18 protein-coding genes and 1 other RNA gene are annotated in these 16,829 nt (G+C 67.2%); 12 read left to right on the forward strand and 7 right to left on the reverse strand.

Annotated elements, in window-relative coordinates:
• Complete coding sequence (locus JL101_RS03600) at window positions 1-837, forward strand: beta-1,6-N-acetylglucosaminyltransferase (protein WP_203098479.1); 837 nt, start codon at window positions 1-3, stop codon at window positions 835-837.
• Between the two features lie 225 nt (window positions 838-1,062).
• Window positions 1,063-1,311: a hypothetical protein gene (locus JL101_RS03605; protein WP_203098478.1), complete on the forward strand. Its 249-nt coding sequence runs from the start codon at window positions 1,063-1,065 to the stop codon at window positions 1,309-1,311.
• Between the two features lie 79 nt (window positions 1,312-1,390).
• Here the strand turns inward: JL101_RS03605 and JL101_RS03610 are convergent, their stop codons facing one another.
• The 3 genes from JL101_RS03610 to ssrA form a co-directional block, all read right to left on the reverse strand.
• Window positions 1,391-2,947, reverse strand: a complete 1,557-nt coding sequence (locus tag JL101_RS03610; protein ID WP_203098477.1) for a hypothetical protein — start codon at window positions 2,945-2,947, stop codon at window positions 1,391-1,393.
• A 310-nt stretch (window positions 2,948-3,257) separates the two neighbouring features.
• Window positions 3,258-3,764: an SspB family protein gene (locus JL101_RS03615; RefSeq protein ID WP_203098476.1), complete on the reverse strand. Its 507-nt coding sequence runs from the start codon at window positions 3,762-3,764 to the stop codon at window positions 3,258-3,260.
• Window positions 3,765-3,819: 55 nt separating this feature from the next.
• Window positions 3,820-4,147, reverse strand: a transfer-messenger RNA (tmRNA) gene (ssrA, locus tag JL101_RS03620).
• Between the two features lie 105 nt (window positions 4,148-4,252).
• Between ssrA and thyX the strand changes: the two genes are divergently transcribed.
• From thyX to JL101_RS03645, 5 genes are all read left to right on the forward strand, one after another.
• A complete protein-coding gene (gene thyX, locus JL101_RS03625) occupies window positions 4,253-5,197 on the forward strand; it encodes an FAD-dependent thymidylate synthase (RefSeq protein WP_203098475.1) in 945 nt (314 codons plus the stop codon).
• A 30-nt stretch (window positions 5,198-5,227) separates the two neighbouring features.
• Window positions 5,228-6,211 carry an ABC transporter substrate-binding protein gene (locus JL101_RS03630; RefSeq protein WP_203098474.1) on the forward strand — a complete coding sequence of 328 codons (984 nt, stop codon included), beginning with the start codon at window positions 5,228-5,230 and terminating at the stop codon, window positions 6,209-6,211.
• A gap of 24 nt (window positions 6,212-6,235) precedes the next feature.
• Complete coding sequence (locus JL101_RS03635; RefSeq protein ID WP_203098472.1) at window positions 6,236-7,150, forward strand: ABC transporter permease; 915 nt, start codon at window positions 6,236-6,238, stop codon at window positions 7,148-7,150.
• Complete coding sequence (locus JL101_RS03640) at window positions 7,147-7,941, forward strand: ABC transporter ATP-binding protein (protein ID WP_203098470.1); 795 nt, start codon at window positions 7,147-7,149, stop codon at window positions 7,939-7,941. Before JL101_RS03635 ends, JL101_RS03640 begins: the two co-directional genes overlap by 4 nt.
• A gap of 277 nt (window positions 7,942-8,218) precedes the next feature.
• Window positions 8,219-8,518, forward strand: a complete 300-nt coding sequence (locus JL101_RS03645; protein ID WP_203098469.1) for an XRE family transcriptional regulator — start codon at window positions 8,219-8,221, stop codon at window positions 8,516-8,518.
• A 41-nt stretch (window positions 8,519-8,559) separates the two neighbouring features.
• Here JL101_RS03645 and apbC read toward each other — a convergent pair whose 3' ends face one another.
• Window positions 8,560-9,660 carry an iron-sulfur cluster carrier protein ApbC gene (gene apbC / locus JL101_RS03650; protein ID WP_203098467.1) on the reverse strand — a complete coding sequence of 367 codons (1,101 nt, stop codon included), beginning with the start codon at window positions 9,658-9,660 and terminating at the stop codon, window positions 8,560-8,562.
• Between the two features lie 156 nt (window positions 9,661-9,816).
• Here apbC and hflK point away from each other — a divergent pair, with 156 nt between their 5' ends.
• The 4 genes from hflK to JL101_RS03670 all read left to right on the forward strand — a co-directional run bounded on the left by hflK (window position 9,817) and on the right by JL101_RS03670 (window position 14,142).
• Complete coding sequence (gene hflK, locus JL101_RS03655; protein ID WP_203098466.1) at window positions 9,817-11,010, forward strand: FtsH protease activity modulator HflK; 1,194 nt, start codon at window positions 9,817-9,819, stop codon at window positions 11,008-11,010.
• Between the two features lie 11 nt (window positions 11,011-11,021).
• A complete protein-coding gene (gene hflC, locus JL101_RS03660) occupies window positions 11,022-12,032 on the forward strand; it encodes a protease modulator HflC (RefSeq protein ID WP_203098465.1) in 1,011 nt (336 codons plus the stop codon).
• A 116-nt stretch (window positions 12,033-12,148) separates the two neighbouring features.
• Window positions 12,149-12,337 (forward strand): DUF2065 domain-containing protein, encoded by a 189-nt coding sequence (locus JL101_RS03665; protein WP_201077431.1) that lies wholly within the window; start codon window positions 12,149-12,151, stop codon window positions 12,335-12,337.
• 284 nt (window positions 12,338-12,621) lie between these two features.
• Window positions 12,622-14,142 (forward strand): DegQ family serine endoprotease, encoded by a 1,521-nt coding sequence (locus tag JL101_RS03670; protein ID WP_203098464.1) that lies wholly within the window; start codon window positions 12,622-12,624, stop codon window positions 14,140-14,142.
• Between the two features lie 155 nt (window positions 14,143-14,297).
• Here JL101_RS03670 and JL101_RS03675 read toward each other — a convergent pair whose 3' ends face one another.
• Both JL101_RS03675 and JL101_RS03680 read right to left on the reverse strand, forming a co-directional pair.
• On the reverse strand, window positions 14,298-14,591 hold the full coding sequence (locus JL101_RS03675; protein ID WP_203098463.1) for a type II toxin-antitoxin system RelE/ParE family toxin: 294 nt from the start codon (window positions 14,589-14,591) through the stop codon (window positions 14,298-14,300).
• Between the two features lie 2 nt (window positions 14,592-14,593).
• On the reverse strand, window positions 14,594-14,848 hold the full coding sequence (locus tag JL101_RS03680; protein ID WP_203098462.1) for a hypothetical protein: 255 nt from the start codon (window positions 14,846-14,848) through the stop codon (window positions 14,594-14,596).
• Window positions 14,849-15,123: 275 nt separating this feature from the next.
• On the opposite strand from JL101_RS03680, the gene JL101_RS03685 reads away from it, so the two are divergent.
• Window positions 15,124-15,495 (forward strand): tyrosine-type recombinase/integrase, encoded by a 372-nt coding sequence (locus JL101_RS03685; RefSeq protein ID WP_203098461.1) that lies wholly within the window; start codon window positions 15,124-15,126, stop codon window positions 15,493-15,495.
• A gap of 43 nt (window positions 15,496-15,538) precedes the next feature.
• Here the strand turns inward: JL101_RS03685 and JL101_RS03690 are convergent, their stop codons facing one another.
• On the reverse strand, window positions 15,539-16,810 hold the full coding sequence (locus JL101_RS03690) for an AAA family ATPase (protein WP_203098460.1): 1,272 nt from the start codon (window positions 16,808-16,810) through the stop codon (window positions 15,539-15,541).
• Window positions 16,811-16,829 lie beyond the last annotated feature (19 nt).

The following is a 16,829-nucleotide window of genomic DNA, read 5'->3' on the forward strand; positions in this document are numbered from 1 at the left end:
ATGTCACTCGCCTACGTCATCACCGCCTACAAGCAGCCGTCGCAGTTCGCCCGGCTGATCGATGCGCTGTGGCATCCCGACGATCACTTCGCGATCCATGTCGACGCCAAGACCCCTCCCGAGGTCCACCGGGAGTTCGCCCGCGTCGCCGAAGGGCGCTCCAACATCGTCTTCGTGAAGCCCGTGCCGGTGTACTGGGGCGGCTTCGGCCTGTGCCAGGCCGAGTGGGAAGCGATGAACGCGCTGCTCGGCCGGAAGGGCTGGACCCACATGATCAACATCACGGGCCAGGACTTCCCGCTCAGGACCCGGGACGAGATGCTGGCCGGATTGGCGGCCCGGCCGGGCGTCAACCACATGCGCGTGCATCCGCTGGCGGATACCAAGCCGCATTTCCGGCGGCGCTTCCGGTGGGTCTGCGTCGAGATGGGCGGCAAGCTGCGGCGCCTGCCGATCCCCTATCCCAAGCCCCGGACATTCCGGAACGAATGGTACGGCGACGGCTGGCATATCCTGACGCGCGCATTCTGCGAGTGGGCGGCGGCGGCGCCGGTCGCCCACGACATCCTGCGCTGGTTCCGCCGCGTCAAGCATCCGCATGAATCCTGGTTCCAGACCATGATGATGTCGAGCCCGTTCGCCGGCACGGTGGACCGGGACAACAAGCGGATGATCAAGTGGGTGCGCAACTCCGGCAATCCCAAGGTCCTGACCATGGACGACCTGCCGGACCTCCTGGCCTCGCCGGCGTTCTTCGCCCGCAAGTTCGACGAGACGGTCGATGCCGATGTCCTGAAGGTCCTCGCCGACCGGCTGCGCACCCTGGTCCCGGCCTGAATCCCGGCCGCCCGCGCGGCACTGTCCAGCTTTCCTTGACGGCGTCCACGCGACTGGACCGGTCGCGGAGCCTCCCGGCCGACGCCACCCGAGGATTCCCGTGGCCGCCCGCGCGCCGGACGGGGTAACCCCGAATTGGCACGGCGCTTGCTCCATAGGAAATGCCGGCGGAGAAGCCGCTGGGCCCAGCGATCCACAAAACCTTTCATAGGTCGGGAGATTCACATGAGCACCAATGTTGGTATCGAGCAGAGCGGCAAGGCCGGTGGCGACGCTCTCGGTTACTCGGGTTCGACCTCGACGGGCCTGGGCGGCAGCGCCAGCGGCATCGCGTCGGCCGGCGGCCTGGGCTTCAACACGGCCGGCGCCTCGGCCACCGGCGGTGACGCCCTCTCCGGCTCGACCGCGGCGGGCGCGCTCGGCGGCGACGTCAGCGACAACACCCAGATCGGGTCGATCTCCATCAATTCCTGATGGGCGAATCCCGGTTCCCCGGGATCTGCGAAAGGGGCGCGGCTTGATGGCCGCGCCCTTTTTGCTTGGGCCCGCCGCCCTACGACACGGCGCGGCGGGTAGACGGCCCGGCGGGAGCATAGCCTTCGGCATGGTTCCGCCCGCCGGCCAGCGCCATCTCCTTGAGCCAGCCGGCGGCGCAGATCCACGACACGGCGATGCAGGGCCAGATCGGCACCAGGTACCGCACGCCGCCGACATCGCCCAGCGCGGTCATGGTGATGGTCCCGCCATACAGGATCGCGCAGGAGCCGATCATCTGGATTTCCCAGCTGACCGGCCGGCGCCGGACCATGGTGACCACCATCACCAAGGCTGCGCCGATGCCGATGACGTAGAAGCCGTAATAGACGGCCCGGAACGCGATCACCGTCGCGGTGCCCCGCTGCTCGGTGCCGATGCCGACCTCCATCTTCAGCAGCCGCGGCCCCGCCTCGTATTCCCAGCTCTCGTCGCCGTCATAAGGCCACGGAGCCTGACGCTCGACGTCGGCGCGGGCGGCCTCCGCCTCCGAAGCGGTCATGATCGGGGCGAGGGTCACCAGCGCCATGAACTCCCGGAACGAGAGCTCCAGGTAGCCGAGGGGGTCCTTCTCCACGATCGCGCCGGCGATGTCGCGGACATGGAGTTCGCGGTCCCAGCCGTCGGCATGGCCGTGGCGTTCCCGATAGGTCGGGAACAGGACGCCGAAGCGCAGGTAGTTCACGTAGGTCTGCGAGACCAGCGTCCGGGCCCGCGGGTCCTCCATGCGGTCCAGCCGGGTGACGACCGGCTCCATGATGGCCGCCAGCTCGGCCACATCGTCCTGGAGCGGCGTTCCGGCGAAATCGTCGACATGCTTCGGCGCCAGCAGCATGGCCTTGCCCAGCAGGCCGGTGCCGTGGTTGCTGTTCGTCCCGGTGAAGCCGTGGACCGCGTAATTGACCGCGTTGATGGAGCCGTAGCTGACCAGCGCGGCGACCGCGATGGAGGCCGCCATGCGGATCGGGCTGACCCGCAGGGCCAGCCAGGCATAGACCGCCACCACCGCCAGGAAGGGCAGGTAGACCTGCCCGGCCGGCCGGATCACGATGTTGAAGACGGCGACCGCGCAGATCACGGCGAACCAGGACAGCCGGCGCGTCCGGTAGAACTGGAGCAGGGCGCCCAGCGCCACCATGGCCGAGGAGGTGATCAGCGATTCGGTGACGGCGATGAAGTTGTAGGTGGTGGTGACGATGTTGCCGTAGAGCAGGACCGTCAGCGCCAGGGTCAGGGCCAGCGAGCGCGACGCGCTAAGCACGGTCAGCGCCAGGAAGACGCTGGACGCGAAGTAGAGGGCGGTCTGCACCACGACCGACGTGATCCTGACGTCGCCGATCGCCTGCATCATCACCAGGAACGTCGGGTAGCCGAACACCCGGAGCGGGGAGAAGGCGAGGTAGTCGCGGGTGTCCGCGGCGATCACCTCGCGCTTGCCGGCCAGCAGGTAGGCCATGGCCAGGGTCAGCGTCAGGGCGAGGACGACGACCGCCACCCGTGCCCAGCGGCTGCGCGCCAGCGCGGCATCCAGGTGCAGGATACGGGTCAGCGGGCTGGGGGTCTCGAAGCGCGGCATGGCGGCTTTCGCATTTGATTTCCGCACGGGTGCGGAAAAGGGTTCTTCATACGACTTTCACAGTATTCGGCAGTCCTCGCGAGGACTGCCGGTCTATGGGTACCCTCTGCTTCGCTCCAGGGAAAGTCGCTTCCCGGAATTCTCAAGGGGTAGTACGGGCGCTTGCGCCGCGATATTTGGGGAGCGGGACCAATCTTCGCCGTGCCGGGCGGTGGAAACGCGAAAGGGGCACCGCTGCTGCGGTGCCCCTGCCTATCCTCGCGATCATGTCTTCGTGGTCCGGCCCTTGCGGCCCGGCCACGACGCGGTGTTACTTCTTGCGGAAGGAGTCCAGGGCCACGACCTGGCCCATTTTGCCGTCATCGGCCTGCTTGGCGCCTCCGGCCTTGGCCGCCTGGCGCTCGGCCTCCTCGGTCACTTCCTCCTCGATCTCCTCCATGCTCGTCGGGCCTTCCTGGCTGCTCAGCGGCTGGAACTGGAGCGCGAAGGTGACGGAGGGATCGGCGAAGGTGGTGATCGCCGCGAACGGGATGATCAGCCGCTCATGCGCGTTGTTGAAGCTCAGCGTCACGCCGAATTTCTCGTCCTCGACCTCCAGCCCGTAGAACTGGTACTGGAGCACGATGGTCATCTCGGAGGGATACTGGCCGCGCAGGTAGTCGGGGATCTGGACGCCCGCGTCGTTGGTGCGGAAGGTCAGGTAGAAGTGATGGTTGCCCGGCAGACCGCGTTCGGCCGCCTGGCGCAGGGCTTCCCGAACGACACCGCGCAGGGCGTTCTCGACCATCTTGTCGTATCGCAGGTACTCGGTTGCCATTACGGGCGCCGCCTCAACCTTTAATCAAATCGCTGCCGGACACAGCATCAAATGAAGTGGGGGGCTTCTGTTGCCCGGCGCCCCCCGGACCGCGCTTACCCATGGTTAGGCAGCGAGAGCCATACGGTTGTCGTTGGCACTTGTAAAATCAGCCCGATAACGGCGGTACCATGCCGGGCGAAAATCATGCCTTTACCACGCGCGTCGATCCTGATTCGCCCCCGTAGGCCTGCCCGTCCGGTACCGGCGGACAGATGGATCTGGTGGAGGCGCCGGGTGCCGCCCCCGGGTCCGCAACGCTTATTCCACATGACGTTTATCGCCATAGCCGGGTGCTACCCGACAGTTCGAATATAGGCTCTGCGATCGTGAGAATAAAGGGGCGATGTTGCGGGGAGCCGCCCCGGGGTCCGCGACATTCCCGCTCGCTATGGTCTCGGACAAGTCCAGGCGCTAGAGTGCGGCCGTCAACGAACGCCGGAGATAACATGCCGCTTACCCCGGAACAGCGCGACGAGATCGCCCACCTGCGCAGCGAGGCCGTGCCGACCCGGCGCGCCACCGTGCCCGCGCTGGAGGACATCCTCTACGAGGCCTTCCCCGTGCTCGACCACGGTTTCGTGCGCGTGATCGACTACATGGGGGACGATTCGGCGGTGGTCCAGGCGGCCCGCGTGTCCTACGGCCGCGGCACCCGGAAGGTCAGCGAGGATGCCGGCCTGATCCGCTACCTGATGCGGCACTGGCATTCGACCCCGTTCGAGATGTGCGAGATCAAGTACCACGTCAAGCTGCCGATCTTCGTGGCGCGGCAGTGGATCCGCCACCGTACGGCCAACGTCAACGAGTACAGCGCGCGCTACTCGATCCTGGACAAGGAGTTCTACGTCCCGGCGCCCCAGCACCTGTCCGCGCAGAGCACCGTCAACCGTCAGGGCCGCGGCGAGGTGCTTCAGGGCGACGAGGCGGCCCGCGTCATGGACCTGCTGCGCGAGGACAGCGAGCGGGCCTACCGCGGCTATGCCGAGATGCTGAACCAGGACGAGGACGGGGCTCCCCTCGACCCGTCGCGCTCGGGGCTGGCGCGCGAGCTGGCGCGGATGAACCTGTCCCTGAACTACTATACGCAGTGGTACTGGAAGGTGGATCTGCACAACCTGATGCATTTCCTGCGGCTGCGCGCCGACAGCCATGCCCAGTACGAGATCCGGGCCTATGCCGACGTCATGATCGACATCCTGGAACGCTGGGTTCCCCTGACCGCGGACGCGTTCCGGGAATACCGGCTGGGCGGGGCGAACCTGTCGGCGACCGGCCTCGCCATCGTCCGGCGCATGCTCTCCGGCGAGACCGTCGCCCAGGCGGACAGCGGCCTGAGCAAGCGGGAATGGCGCGAGCTGATGGAGCAACTCGGCCGTTCCCCGGAGCTTTAAGGGGATAGAAGGTCCCCAGGAGGAAGCAAGATGAAGATCTCCCGCATCGCCGGGGCCGCCTTGGCGCTGGCGTGCCTCGGCGCCGTGCCGGCCCTGGCCCCGGCCCAGGCGCAAGTCCAGAGCAAGAGCGTCGCGGTCACCGCGATCGTCGAGCATCCGGCGCTGGACGCCGTCCGCGACGGCGTCCGCGACGAACTGGCCGAGCAGGGCTGGAAACCCGGCGATACCCTGCGGTTCGACTACCAGAGCGCCCAGGGCAATCCCGGCACGGCGGTCCAGATCGCGCGCCAGTTCGTCGGGCAGGCGCCCGACGTGATCGTGCCGATCTCCACCCCGTCGGCCCAGGCCGTGGTGTCGGCGGCGCGGGACATCCCGGTCGTGTTCACCGCGGTGACCGATCCGCTCGGCGCCCAGCTCGTCCGCGACCTTTCGAAGCCGGGCCGGAACGTGACCGGCCTGTCCGACCTGTCGCCGGTGGCCGACCACCTGGCGCTGATCCGGGAGATCATGCCCGACGCCAAACGGCTGGGCTTCCCGTACAATCCGGGGGAGCCGAACTCGGTGACCCTGCTGGAGCTGGTGAAGAAGCTGGCGCCTGATCACGGCTTTTCCGTCGTCGAGGCGCCGGCCACCCGTTCGGCCGACGTGCAGGGGGCGGCGCGCGGGCTGGTCGGCCGGGTCGACGCAATCTACATGCCGACCGACAACACCGTCGTCTCGGCCCTGGAAGCCCTGCTGATCGTGGGCGCGCAGAACAAGCTGCCGGTCTTCACGGCCGACACCGACAGCGTCCAGCGCGGCGCCGTCGCGACCGTCGGCTTCAATTACTATCAGGTCGGGCGCCAGACCGGGCAGATCGTCGCCCGGATCCTGAAGGGCGAGAATCCGGGGGACATTCCCGTGAAGTCGGCGGAGGGAACGGACCTGTACGTCAATCCCAAGGCCGCGGCGGCGATGGGCATCGCCCTTCCCGAGAGCGTGGTCGCCCGGGCCAGCAAGGTCGTCGGCCAGTGAGGATTTCGAATCGATGACCCTGGCATGAGCACCGTAGCCCTGCTGGGCGCCGCGGAACTGGGGCTGGTCTTCGCCCTGGTCGCCCTCGGCGTCTTCCTGTCGTTCCGCGTCCTCGACTTTCCCGACCTGACCGTGGACGGCAGCTTCCCGCTGGGCGCCGCCGTCGCCGCGACCCTGATCGTGGCGGGCTGGAACCCGTGGCTCGCCACCGGGACCGCCATGGCGGCGGGCGCGCTGGCCGGGATCGTCACCGCCACCCTGAACGTGCGCTTCAGGATCCTGCACCTGCTGGCCAGCATCCTGACCATGATCGCGCTGTTCTCGGTCAACCTGCGCATCATGGGCCGGCCGAACGTCGCGATCATCATCCAGGACACGGTGCTGACGCCGTTCTACGGGCTCGGCCTGTCCGACGCGGTGCTCCGGCCGCTGTTCGTGCTGGTCGTGGTCGCCGTCGTGGTGGCGCTGCTTGCCCGGTTCCTCGGCAGCGAGTTCGGGCTCGCCATGCGGGCGACCGGGGTCAACGCCCGGATGGCGCGGGCCCAGGGCGTCTCGACCGACCTGCACATCTATGCCGGGATGGCGCTGAGCAACGCGCTGGTGGCCCTGGCCGGCGCCCTGTTCGCCCAGACCAACGGCTTCGCCGACGTGACCAGCGGGATCGGCACCATCGTGATCGGCCTGGCGGCCGTCATCGTCGGCGAGACGGTGGTTCGCAGCCGGGTGATCCTGTGGGCGCTGGTCGGCTGCGTCGTCGGCTCCATCCTGTACCGGATCGCGATCCAGGTGGCGCTGAACGCCGACTTCATCGGGCTCCAGGCGTCCGACCTGAACCTGGTGACGGCCCTGCTGGTGGCCGGCGCGCTGATCCTGCCGCGCCTGCGCAATCCCCTCCGGGCCGGAAGACAGGAGCCCGGAACACAGGGAACTGCGCGATGATCGAGGTCAGGGACCTGCACGTCACCTTCGGCCGGGGCACGCCGCTGGAGAAGCACGCGCTGCGCGGCATCGACCTGACGATCCCGGGCGGCCAGTTCGTCACCGTGATCGGCTCCAACGGGGCTGGCAAATCGACCGTCCTGGGCTCGCTGGCCGGCGACGTCATCGCCGAGCGCGGCACCGTCGCGATCGACGGCACCGACGTGACCCGCTGGCCCACGCCGCGCCGCGCCGGGCTGGTCGCCCGGGTCTTCCAGGACCCCATGGCGGGCACCTGCGCCACCCTGTCGATCGAGGAGAACATGGCGCTCGCCGCAGCAAGGGGCCGGCGGCGCGGGCTGGGTCCCGCCGTCGGGCAGGGCCAGCGCGCCGGCTTCCGCGACCGCATCGCGGAGCTGGGCCTGGGGCTGGAGAACCGGCTGAAGGACCAGATGGGCCTGCTGTCCGGCGGCCAGCGCCAAGCGGTCAGCCTGCTGATGGCGACGCTGGCGGGATCGCGGATCCTGCTGCTGGACGAACACACCGCCGCCCTCGACCCCTCGACGGCGGACTTCGTCCTCGACCTGACCCGCCGGATCGTCGCCGGCCACGGCCTGACCACCCTGATGGTCACCCACTCCATGCGCCACGCCCTGGACCACGGCGACCGCACGATCATGCTGCACGAGGGCAGGGTGGTGCTGGACGTCGGCGGCGAGGAACGCGCCGGCCTCGACGTGCCCGACCTGCTGGCGATGTTCAGCCGCGTCAGGGGCCAGCAGTTGGCGGACGACAGCCTGCTGATCGGGTGAACCTTATACGGTACATCATCGGCAGCGATATCGCCGATATGGAGTTCTGCTGGTCGGTGGGCATGCCGGTCCGCAAATCCTTCGGCGGCGGCCTTTGAAAAGTTCGCTCCACGATCCGAAGCGGCAGAGTGGAGGCACGCGTTTACTTCGGAATCGATGGCAACCATGCGGTTTTCCTGCATGGCCATCAAGGCAAGGACGATCAGAGTCACGAGATCGCGGTGGCACGCCGCAGATGGTCCGATTACCTGAGGCGCAGCGGGAAGGGGCAGAAATCATGAAGGGGGAAGACATTTCTCCGATCGGCGACACTTTCGAGTCGTTCCTGGAGTCGGTAGACAGCCGGGAGGAAGTCTACAGCGCTGCCATCAAGCGCGTGATCTCATGGGAGCTTGAGGAGGCGCGCAAGGCTACCGATCTCACGAAGACCGCGATGGCGGAGGCGATGCAGACCAGCCGCAGCCAAGTGGAGCGCGTCCTCCACCCCGAGAATGTCGCGGTTTCCCTGGATGTCCTCAGCCGGGCGGCGCTTGCGGTAGGAAAGCGCCTCAAGGTGGAGCTCGTGGACGCCCCCTGATTTCCGACCCGGGTACCGGGCCGGAAATCAGGATGTCCCCCTCACTCGATCACGATCTTCGGCGTTCCCCGCTGCGGCCCCGCGACCTTGGACCAGACCCTGGCCGCGATCTCGCGGTAGACCTTGGCGTGCTCGCTGTCGGGGCGGGACATGACGATCGGCTGGCCGTCGTCGCTGGTCTCGCGGATCGCGATGTCCAGCGGGATCTCGCCCAGGAAGTCCATGCCCAGCGCCTCGGCCTCGCGCCGGGCGCCGCCGTGGCTGAAGATGTCGGTGCGGTGGCCGCAATTGGGGCAGCAGAAATAGCTCATGTTCTCGACGATGCCGAGCACCGGCACGTCGACCCGGCGGAACATGTTCAGCCCCTTGCGGGCGTCGAGCAGGGCTATGTCCTGCGGGGTGGAGACGATCACCGCCCCGGCCAGCGGGACCTGCTGCGCCATGGTCAGCTGGGCGTCGCCGGTGCCGGGGGGCATGTCGACCACCAGGATGTCCAGCTCGCCCCAGGCGACGTCGCGCAGCATCTGCTGGAGCGCGCTCTGCACCATCGGCCCGCGCCAGATCATCGGCGTGTCCTCGGCGACCAGGAAGCCCATGGACATCACCTTGATGCCGTAGTTCTCCATCGGCTGGAGCGTCTTGCCGTCGGCCGAGTTGGGCTTGCCGTTGATCGCCATCATGCGCGGCATGCTGGGGCCGTAGATGTCGGCGTCGAGCAGGCCGACTCGGAGGCCGTTCGCCTTCAGCCCGAGGGCCAGATTGACCGACGTGGTGGACTTGCCGACGCCGCCCTTGCCCGACGCGACCGCGACAATGGCACGCACGCCCGGGACCAGCGCCTTGCCGCCCGCGGCGGGGGCCGATGCCGGCCTGGAGGGGGCGGCGGGAGCCTCGCGGTGGGCGGTCAGCACCGCCGTCACCGAGGTGACGCCGGGGACCGCCTGCACCGCCTTTTCGGCCGCCTGGCGCAGCGGTTCCAGCTGCGGCCCGCGCTTCGGATCCACTTCTATCGAAAATCCTACGTTGGAATCCTTGACGACCAGCCCGGAAATCATGTTCAGACTCACGATGTCCGCCTGCCTGTCGGGATCGATCACGGTCCGCAGTGCGTCTAGTACCTGCGTCTCGGTAACCTGCGCCATGGTTGAAAACTCCGATCTTTTCCCAATATTGGCGGATAACTGTCAGCCCGGACGGCGCCGCGCCTACCGGCCGTTATAAGACCGGACCCGCGGCTTGGAAAGAGCCCGGAGTCCGACGTAAACGCGAGAGAATAAGAGAGAAAGGGACCGAGAGGCATGCCTTGGAGCAATCAGGGAGGGGGCGGTGGTGGCCCCTGGGGTCCGCCGCCCGGCAATGGGGGCGGAAACAACCCGTGGGGCAGGCCCGGCGGGTCCGGCGGCGGCGGTTCCCAACCGCCCGATCTCGAGGATCTGCTCCGCAAGGGACAGGACCGGTTCCGCCGGGTGATGCCGGGCGGCTTCGGCAGCGGCAAGGGGATCGCCATCGCGGCCGCGGTCGTCGTGCTGATCTGGCTGTTCAGCGGCGTCTACCGGGTCGAGGCCGACGAGCAGGGCGTCGTCATGCGGTTCGGCGAATGGGTGCGGACGGAGCAGCCGGGCCTGCGCTACCACATCCCGGCCCCGATCGAGACCGCCCTGACGCCCAAGGTCACCCGCGTCAACCGCATCGAGATCGGCTTCCGGTCCGGTGTCGGCGACGGCCGGCGGGCCGGCGGCGACCGCGACGTGACCGACGAGAGCCTGATGCTCACCGGTGACGAGAACATCATCGACATCGACTTCACCGTCCTGTGGGTGATCAAGGACGCCGGCCAGTACCTGTTCAAGATCCGCGATCCCGAGACCACCGTGAAGAAGGCCGCCGAGAGCGCCATCCGCGAGGTCATCGGCCGCACCGACATCCAGCCGGCCCTGACCGAGGCCCGGCAGGAGATCGAGAACAGCACGCTCCAGTTGCTCCAGACGATGCTCGACGACTACCAGGCCGGCATCGAGATCACCCAGATCCAGCTGCAGAAGGTCGATCCGCCGGCCCCCGTGGTCGATGCCTTCAACGACGTCCAGCGCGCCCGCGCCGACCGCGAACGGGTTCGGAACGAAGCCGAGGCCTACCGGAACGACATCATCCCGCGTGCCCGAGGCGAGGCCGAGCGGCTGATCCAGGAGGCCTCCGCGTACCGCGAGCAGACCGTCAGCCTGGCCCAAGGTGACGCCCAGCGCTTCCTGTCGGTCTACGACGCCTATTCCGGCGCCCGCGAGGTCACCGCCCGCCGGATGTATCTGGAGACGATGGAGCAGGTCCTGCGCGGCACCAACAAGGTGATCATCGACGGGAACGGCAACGGCGAGAACGGCGGCGCCAACGGCGTCGTGCCCTACCTGCCCCTGACCGAACTGCAGCGCATGCAGCGGCCCGCGGCTGCGGGGGGGCAGAATTCCGCTCCCGGCCCCACCCGTACGGCGCAGTGAGGAGCTGAGACATGAACAGAAATCTCGCCATCGTCGGCATCGTCGTCGTGGTCCTCGGCATCCTCGCGTCGGCCAGCCTGTTCACCGTCAACGAGACCCAGCAGGCGCTGGTGCTCCAGTTCGGCGAGCCGCGGCGGGTCATCCAGGAGCCGGGCCTCAAGGCCAAGATCCCGTTCATCCAGAACGTGGTCCTGTACGACCGGCGCGTGCTGGACGTCGATCCGCCGGTCGAGCAGGTCATCCTGGCCGACCAGAAGCGCCTCGACGTGGACGCCTTCGCCCGCTACCGGATCACCGATCCGCTGCGCTTCTTCCAGTCGGTCGGGTCCGAACAGATCCTCGAGCAGCGGCTCAGCACCGTGGTCGTCTCGGCGCTCCGCCGCGTGCTCGGCAATGTCACCGTCCTGTCGATCCTGTCGGACGAGCGCTCCCGCGTGATGACCGACATCCGCGATCAGGTCAACGGCGAGGCCCAGCGCTTCGGCATCGAGGTGGTGGACGTCCGCATCCGCCGCGCCGACCTGCCGGAGGAGACCAGCCAGTCCATCTTCGCCCGCATGCGGTCGGAGCGTGAACGCGAGGCCGCCGAGTTCCGCGCGCAGGGCCAGGAACAGGCCCAGCAGATCCGCTCCCGGGCGGAACGCGAGCGGACCGTCATCCTGGCCGAGGCCCAGCGCGATGCGCAGGTGCTCCGAGGCGAGGGCGACAACCAGGCGTTCCGCATCATCGCGGAAGCGACCGGGCGGGACCCGGAATTCTACTCGTTCTACCGGACGCTCCAAGCCTACCGCGACAGCCTGCGCAACGACGACACCACCATGGTGCTCTCGCCGACGGGCGACTTCTTCAAGTATTTCGGCAACCTGACCGGCGCTCCGGGCAGTGCCTCGGGAGTTCCGGGCGGGGCTCCCAACGGAACCCCCGGCGCCGCGGGCGGTCCGCCGGCGGCCCAGATCAGCCCGCCGTCTCCGTCGGCCACCCAGGGCGCGGAGAACGTCCAGCCGGGCGGCACGGCCAACTGAACCACGTACGACCCGGGCCGGCACCCACCTGACGGGTGCCGGCCCGTTCATTCCATGGACTTCCGCCGCGGTGCCGAATCGGCGCGCCGCGGCGCCCTCTCCTTCAAGGCATCGCGTTGACCACTGAACTGCTGACGGCGCTGGCTCTCGTGCTCGTGCTCGAGGGTATCGCCTATGCCCTCTTTCCCGACCTGATGCGCCGCATGCTGGCGATCGCCCTGATGACCCCCGTGGGCCAGTTGCGCATCGCCGGCCTGATCGCGGCGATCAGCGGGGTGGGGCTGGTCTGGCTGCTGCGGGGATGACCGCGGCCCGGCCGGCATCCCCGCCGGGGCGCAGATCCTTCGGCCGATGCCCATGCAATGCCTTACTTTCCCACCGCAAGAGCGTTTATTATCCGCGCTGACGGCATGACCCGGACTGGCCGTTGCCGGTCTGCGTGTACATATCGGCTGACACCGGCGATCGGCTGCGGTGCCCCTGGGCGGGCGCGCGGCGGCGCGGGCGGTGGCATAATCGAAGCAAGGAGAGAGCTTCCGTGACGAACAGTGCTCGAAGGAATGCCGCAGCGAATGCCGGAGGAGACGCCATGGCGATAGACAGCGGGCGGCGGCGCCCGGCTTGGTTCAGGCCCGCCTTGATCAGGTTCGCCGCCGGACTGCCGGTGATCGCGGCTCTGCTTTTCGCCTCCCCCGACATGGTCCATGCCCAGGGCCGCGCGAACGCTCCGGAGAGTTTCGCCGACCTGGCGCAGAAGCTGCTTCCCGCAGTCGTGAACATCTCGACCACGCAGAATATTCCGGAACGCCGCGGCGCCGGCCCGCGCCCCGGCCCCGAGATGCCGCAGTTCCCGCCAGGATCTCCCTTCGAGGAATTCTTCCGCGACTTCTTCGACCGACAGGGGCGGGAGCAGAACGCGCCGCCGCGCCGCGCCACCTCGCTCGGCTCGGGCTTCGTGATCGACGCCGAAGGCCTGGTGGTGACCAACAACCACGTGATCCAGGACGCCGACGAGATCAACGTCATCCTTCAGGACGACACCAACCTGAAGGCCGAGCTGGTCGGCCGCGACCCCAAGACCGACCTGGCGCTGCTGCGCGTCAAGACCGACCGCAAGCTGACGGCGGTCACCTTCGGCGACAGCGACGGGATGCGGGTCGGCGACTGGGTGCTGGCGATCGGCAACCCGTTCGGCCTGGGCGGTACGGTGACCGCCGGCATCATCTCGGCGCGCGCCCGCGACATCAACGCCGGCCCCTATGACGACTTCCTGCAGACCGACGCCTCGATCAACCGGGGCAATTCCGGCGGCCCCATGTTCAACATGCGGGGCGAGGTGATCGGCATCAACACGGCGATCTTCTCGCCGTCCGGCGGCTCGGTCGGCATCGGCTTCGCGATCCCCTCGACGCTGGCCCGCAGCGTCGTCGCCCAGCTCAAGGAGTATGGCCGCACCCGGCGCGGCTGGCTGGGCGTCCGCATCCAGGGCGTCACGCCCGAGATCGCGGAGAGCCTGGGGCTCCGCTCCGCCACCGGCGCGCTGGTCGCCAGCGTGACCCCGAACGGCCCGGCCGCCGAGGCCGGCATCCAGGCCGGCGACGTCATCCTGACCTTCGACGGCAAGGAAGTGAACGAGATGCGCCGCCTGCCGCGCGTCGTCGCCGAGACGGGCGTCGAGGAGCGGGTGCCGGTCAAGCTGTGGCGCCGCGGCCAGGAGCAGACGGTCCAGGTCAAGGTCGGCGAGCTCGAGGCCGCCGAGGAGTCCGGCATGCTGGCCGCGATCCCCGACGAGCCGGCCCCCGCCGCCCCGGAATCGGTCGAGGCGCTGGGCCTGAAGCTGACCGGCATCACGCCCGAGCTGCGCCAGCAGTTCGACCTCAACGAGCAGCTCCGCGGCGTCCTGGTCACCGAGGTCGCCGGCAACAGCAGCGCCGCCGAGAAGGACCTGCGCCCCGGCGACGTGATCGTCGAGGTCGGCCAGGAGGAGGTCTCCACGCCCCAGGACGTCGCCGCCAAGGTCAAGGCCGCCAAGGACGCGAACCGCAAGACCGTGCTGCTCCTGATCGACCGCCGCGGCGACCTGCGCTTCGTGGCGCTCAACGTGACCTGACGCCCAACGCCTGCTTCACGGGGAGGGGCGGCGTCCCGCCGCCCAAGGTGCGCGGGACGCGCACCCTCCCACGGGGGTGGCGAAGCGAGGCAGTGCCGGAGAGCGCGATGGCTGGAAGTCCTGACGGCGCTGGCCGGTCGCTTCCAGCAGGGCTGTTAGGATCTGAACAGGTCAGGAAGACTCCGCGCGCCATGCAGGATACGGACGATAAGGACGCCGTCGTCGCGAGGGCGGTAGAAAATCAGGTATTTACCGAACGGGAACATGCGGATTTCACTGCCTAAATCGTCCCGCTCACGGCCCAGCAGTGGGCTTTTTGCCAATGTTTTGAATGTTTCGCGCATACCCGAAACGAACTGTTCTGCCATGCGCGGACTGTCCTTGGCGATGAACGCACCGACACCTGCCACGTCCTGGATAGCGCGACGCGTGAGGCGAACGGATGGCATTCTTACTCGGCTCTATCGTCGATTATTCGCTGGATCTCGGCAAAGGCCTCGTCCTCGTCCAGAATCTTGCCTGCTTCGATGTCCGCCAGTCCCTCCTGTACCTTGGCGCGGATTTCAAGGAACTCGGCCGCGTCCTCCGCGGACAGCTTCCGGATATGGACGGCGTAGATCGCCCCTGCCTCTCCACCGTCCAGCGCGGCGGACAGCTCTGGCGGCAACCTGTCTACCGGAAACGCAAGTCTCGCATCTTCCCGCATGACCGACCTCTTCCCTGCTCACAGCCGCAGTCTACACAAGCGAGATCCCCTGTGGAACATGAAGCGAATGCCAAACCGGTAGCAGCGACCACGCCGGCGGTGACGCCAAAAAGCGAAGGTCCTGGAACGCATCGCCTTCCAGGGCCTTCAAAATTTGGTGGCGCGCAGAGACTCGAGCCTTGGGCCCGCTGATCAAGGAACAGCACGGCCAAAAGGCGGATTGATTCCAGGATAGCCACCCAACGGGAAATGGCCCGCCTCAGCCCCATGCCGGAATGGCCGCCGCCCGGGTTTGGGTGCCGGCCTCGGCCGAGCTGCGCCAAGTTCTCGACCCGTGGCTTGCAAGCCAACAGCATTTGACGATGCTACCGACCGAACGCGGCGGCGGTCGACGCCTGACCATTGACGCCTTCAGGCACATGATGGGCGACGCGATCGAAGCCGCAGGCCTTCCCGACGACGTCACCACCCACGGCCTCCGCTACACGGCCGCCACGGTCCTGCACGAGATCGGCTGCGACTGGGAGACGATCGCCTCGATCACAGGCCACGAGACGGTGGCCATGGTCCGCAAGTACACCGAGAAGCGCCGCCGCTCCCGCCTGGCAATCGCCAAGCTGGACGATGCCCGGAAGGGCGGAAAGTAAACTGGGTAATCGCCAATTCTCTGACCGGCAGAGGCGAGGAGCGCTAGCTCTCATCCGACTCGCGCGCTCCAGGTTGGAGTTGAAACGGGCGAGCGGCTGCGTAGGCTTTGAACAAGCTATCTTTGAAGCGGTAGTAACGTTCCCGTGTCTTCTCCAGAACTGCCCCATACTTCTCGTTCACCAACTGGCCGACATAGACGCTCACCACGCTCGCATCGACGCCCAGTTTAGCAGCCACGCGGGCATAAAGAGCCTGCGTGTGGATTTCATCAGCGTCCTCTCCAGCGAATTCTTTGAGGATCGTCTCGCGCGGGTAAGAATGGCCGATGGCGGTTTTGTAGAGTGTCTCCTGAATAGGCGCCGACTCTCGGATGGCGATCTCCTCAAGAGCGTGCTGTGCCATTTCGGGAGTGACCATGTCGACGCCCGCTGACATCGACGCGATCAGGGAATGTCGGCCAAGCAGGTGCACGAAGTAAGGGTGTCCACGGGCGACCTTGATGATCCAAGCCCGGGTCTCCGCGGGAAAAAGTACACGGTAGCCAAGCGCCTGCTGCGCAAGGTCGAATATCTCCTGCATTTCCTGATCGCTCATGGGCGGCACAAGTACGCAGCCACCTGTCAACTGACGGGCGACGGACTCGTGGTCGCGGATGAGTTCCTGAGGCGTCGTGGCGACACCGACCAGAGCGAACTTGACCATGTCAGACCCAACACTTTTGAGGATCGACGCAAGGCCCGCCTTGTCCTTGATACGATCGAACTCATCGATGATTATCAAGACGCCGGAGCCTGCCACCCCAGCCTTGGTGATCTCCTTGAGAGCGGTGGCGAACAAACCGTACAGGTCGGCCTCGACCTCCTCGCGCTTCTCCACAAACTTAGATCCGCCCTTGCCGCCAACATCCACAATCTTGAGCTTCAAGGTACCCGACGCTTCAGCGGTCCGCTCGCGAGAGACAATGCGGAAAGGCAACCAATCACCAAGTGCATCCGCATTAGTTAGCAACCGCACCAGAAGCTCTTCCACTCCGGTAATGCTGTCATCGCATTGGAGATAGACCGGTATGAAATCGAAAGGACTGAATGGCTCACGCTTCAAACGCTTTATGACCGCAGGGTCATTCTGCGACATCAGTTGGAGTTGCCGGGCGAGGCTGGATTTTCCCACGCCGCGGTTCCCGTATATTACGATGTGGCCACCCTCCATCTCCAACGCATCGGCCAATGCCTGCAACTGGTCCTGCCGTCCGGCGAAGCGGTCGGTATCCTGAATTTCCTTGGTCGGCGTGAACACGTTTGCAGGGGAAACCATGCGGGGCGTCTCGCAATTA

The organism is Skermanella rosea (assembly GCF_016806835.2).
Lineage (GTDB): Bacteria > Pseudomonadota > Alphaproteobacteria > Azospirillales > Azospirillaceae > Skermanella > Skermanella rosea.

What these genes read in the sequence shown, in the direction of transcription:
- JL101_RS03600 (WP_203098479.1), top strand. Translation starts at nt 1, where the DNA reads ATGTCACTCGCCTACGTCATCACCGCCTACAAGCAGCCGTCGCAGTTC.
- JL101_RS03605 (WP_203098478.1), top strand. Translation starts at nt 1,063, where the DNA reads ATGAGCACCAATGTTGGTATCGAGCAGAGCGGCAAGGCCGGTGGCGAC.
- JL101_RS03610 (WP_203098477.1), bottom strand. Translation starts at nt 2,947, where the DNA reads ATGCCGCGCTTCGAGACCCCCAGCCCGCTGACCCGTATCCTGCACCTG.
- JL101_RS03615 (WP_203098476.1), bottom strand. Translation starts at nt 3,764, where the DNA reads ATGGCAACCGAGTACCTGCGATACGACAAGATGGTCGAGAACGCCCTG.
- thyX (WP_203098475.1), top strand. Translation starts at nt 4,253, where the DNA reads ATGCCGCTTACCCCGGAACAGCGCGACGAGATCGCCCACCTGCGCAGC.
- JL101_RS03630 (WP_203098474.1), top strand. Translation starts at nt 5,228, where the DNA reads ATGAAGATCTCCCGCATCGCCGGGGCCGCCTTGGCGCTGGCGTGCCTC.
- JL101_RS03635 (WP_203098472.1), top strand. Translation starts at nt 6,236, where the DNA reads ATGAGCACCGTAGCCCTGCTGGGCGCCGCGGAACTGGGGCTGGTCTTC.
- JL101_RS03640 (WP_203098470.1), top strand. Translation starts at nt 7,147, where the DNA reads ATGATCGAGGTCAGGGACCTGCACGTCACCTTCGGCCGGGGCACGCCG.
- JL101_RS03645 (WP_203098469.1), top strand. Translation starts at nt 8,219, where the DNA reads ATGAAGGGGGAAGACATTTCTCCGATCGGCGACACTTTCGAGTCGTTC.
- apbC (WP_203098467.1), bottom strand. Translation starts at nt 9,660, where the DNA reads ATGGCGCAGGTTACCGAGACGCAGGTACTAGACGCACTGCGGACCGTG.
- hflK (WP_203098466.1), top strand. Translation starts at nt 9,817, where the DNA reads ATGCCTTGGAGCAATCAGGGAGGGGGCGGTGGTGGCCCCTGGGGTCCG.
- hflC (WP_203098465.1), top strand. Translation starts at nt 11,022, where the DNA reads ATGAACAGAAATCTCGCCATCGTCGGCATCGTCGTCGTGGTCCTCGGC.
- JL101_RS03670 (WP_203098464.1), top strand. Translation starts at nt 12,622, where the DNA reads ATGGCGATAGACAGCGGGCGGCGGCGCCCGGCTTGGTTCAGGCCCGCC.
- JL101_RS03675 (WP_203098463.1), bottom strand. Translation starts at nt 14,591, where the DNA reads ATGCCATCCGTTCGCCTCACGCGTCGCGCTATCCAGGACGTGGCAGGT.
- JL101_RS03680 (WP_203098462.1), bottom strand. Translation starts at nt 14,848, where the DNA reads ATGCGGGAAGATGCGAGACTTGCGTTTCCGGTAGACAGGTTGCCGCCA.
- JL101_RS03685 (WP_203098461.1), top strand. Translation starts at nt 15,124, where the DNA reads ATGGCCGCCGCCCGGGTTTGGGTGCCGGCCTCGGCCGAGCTGCGCCAA.
- JL101_RS03690 (WP_203098460.1), bottom strand. Translation starts at nt 16,810, where the DNA reads ATGGTTTCCCCTGCAAACGTGTTCACGCCGACCAAGGAAATTCAGGAT.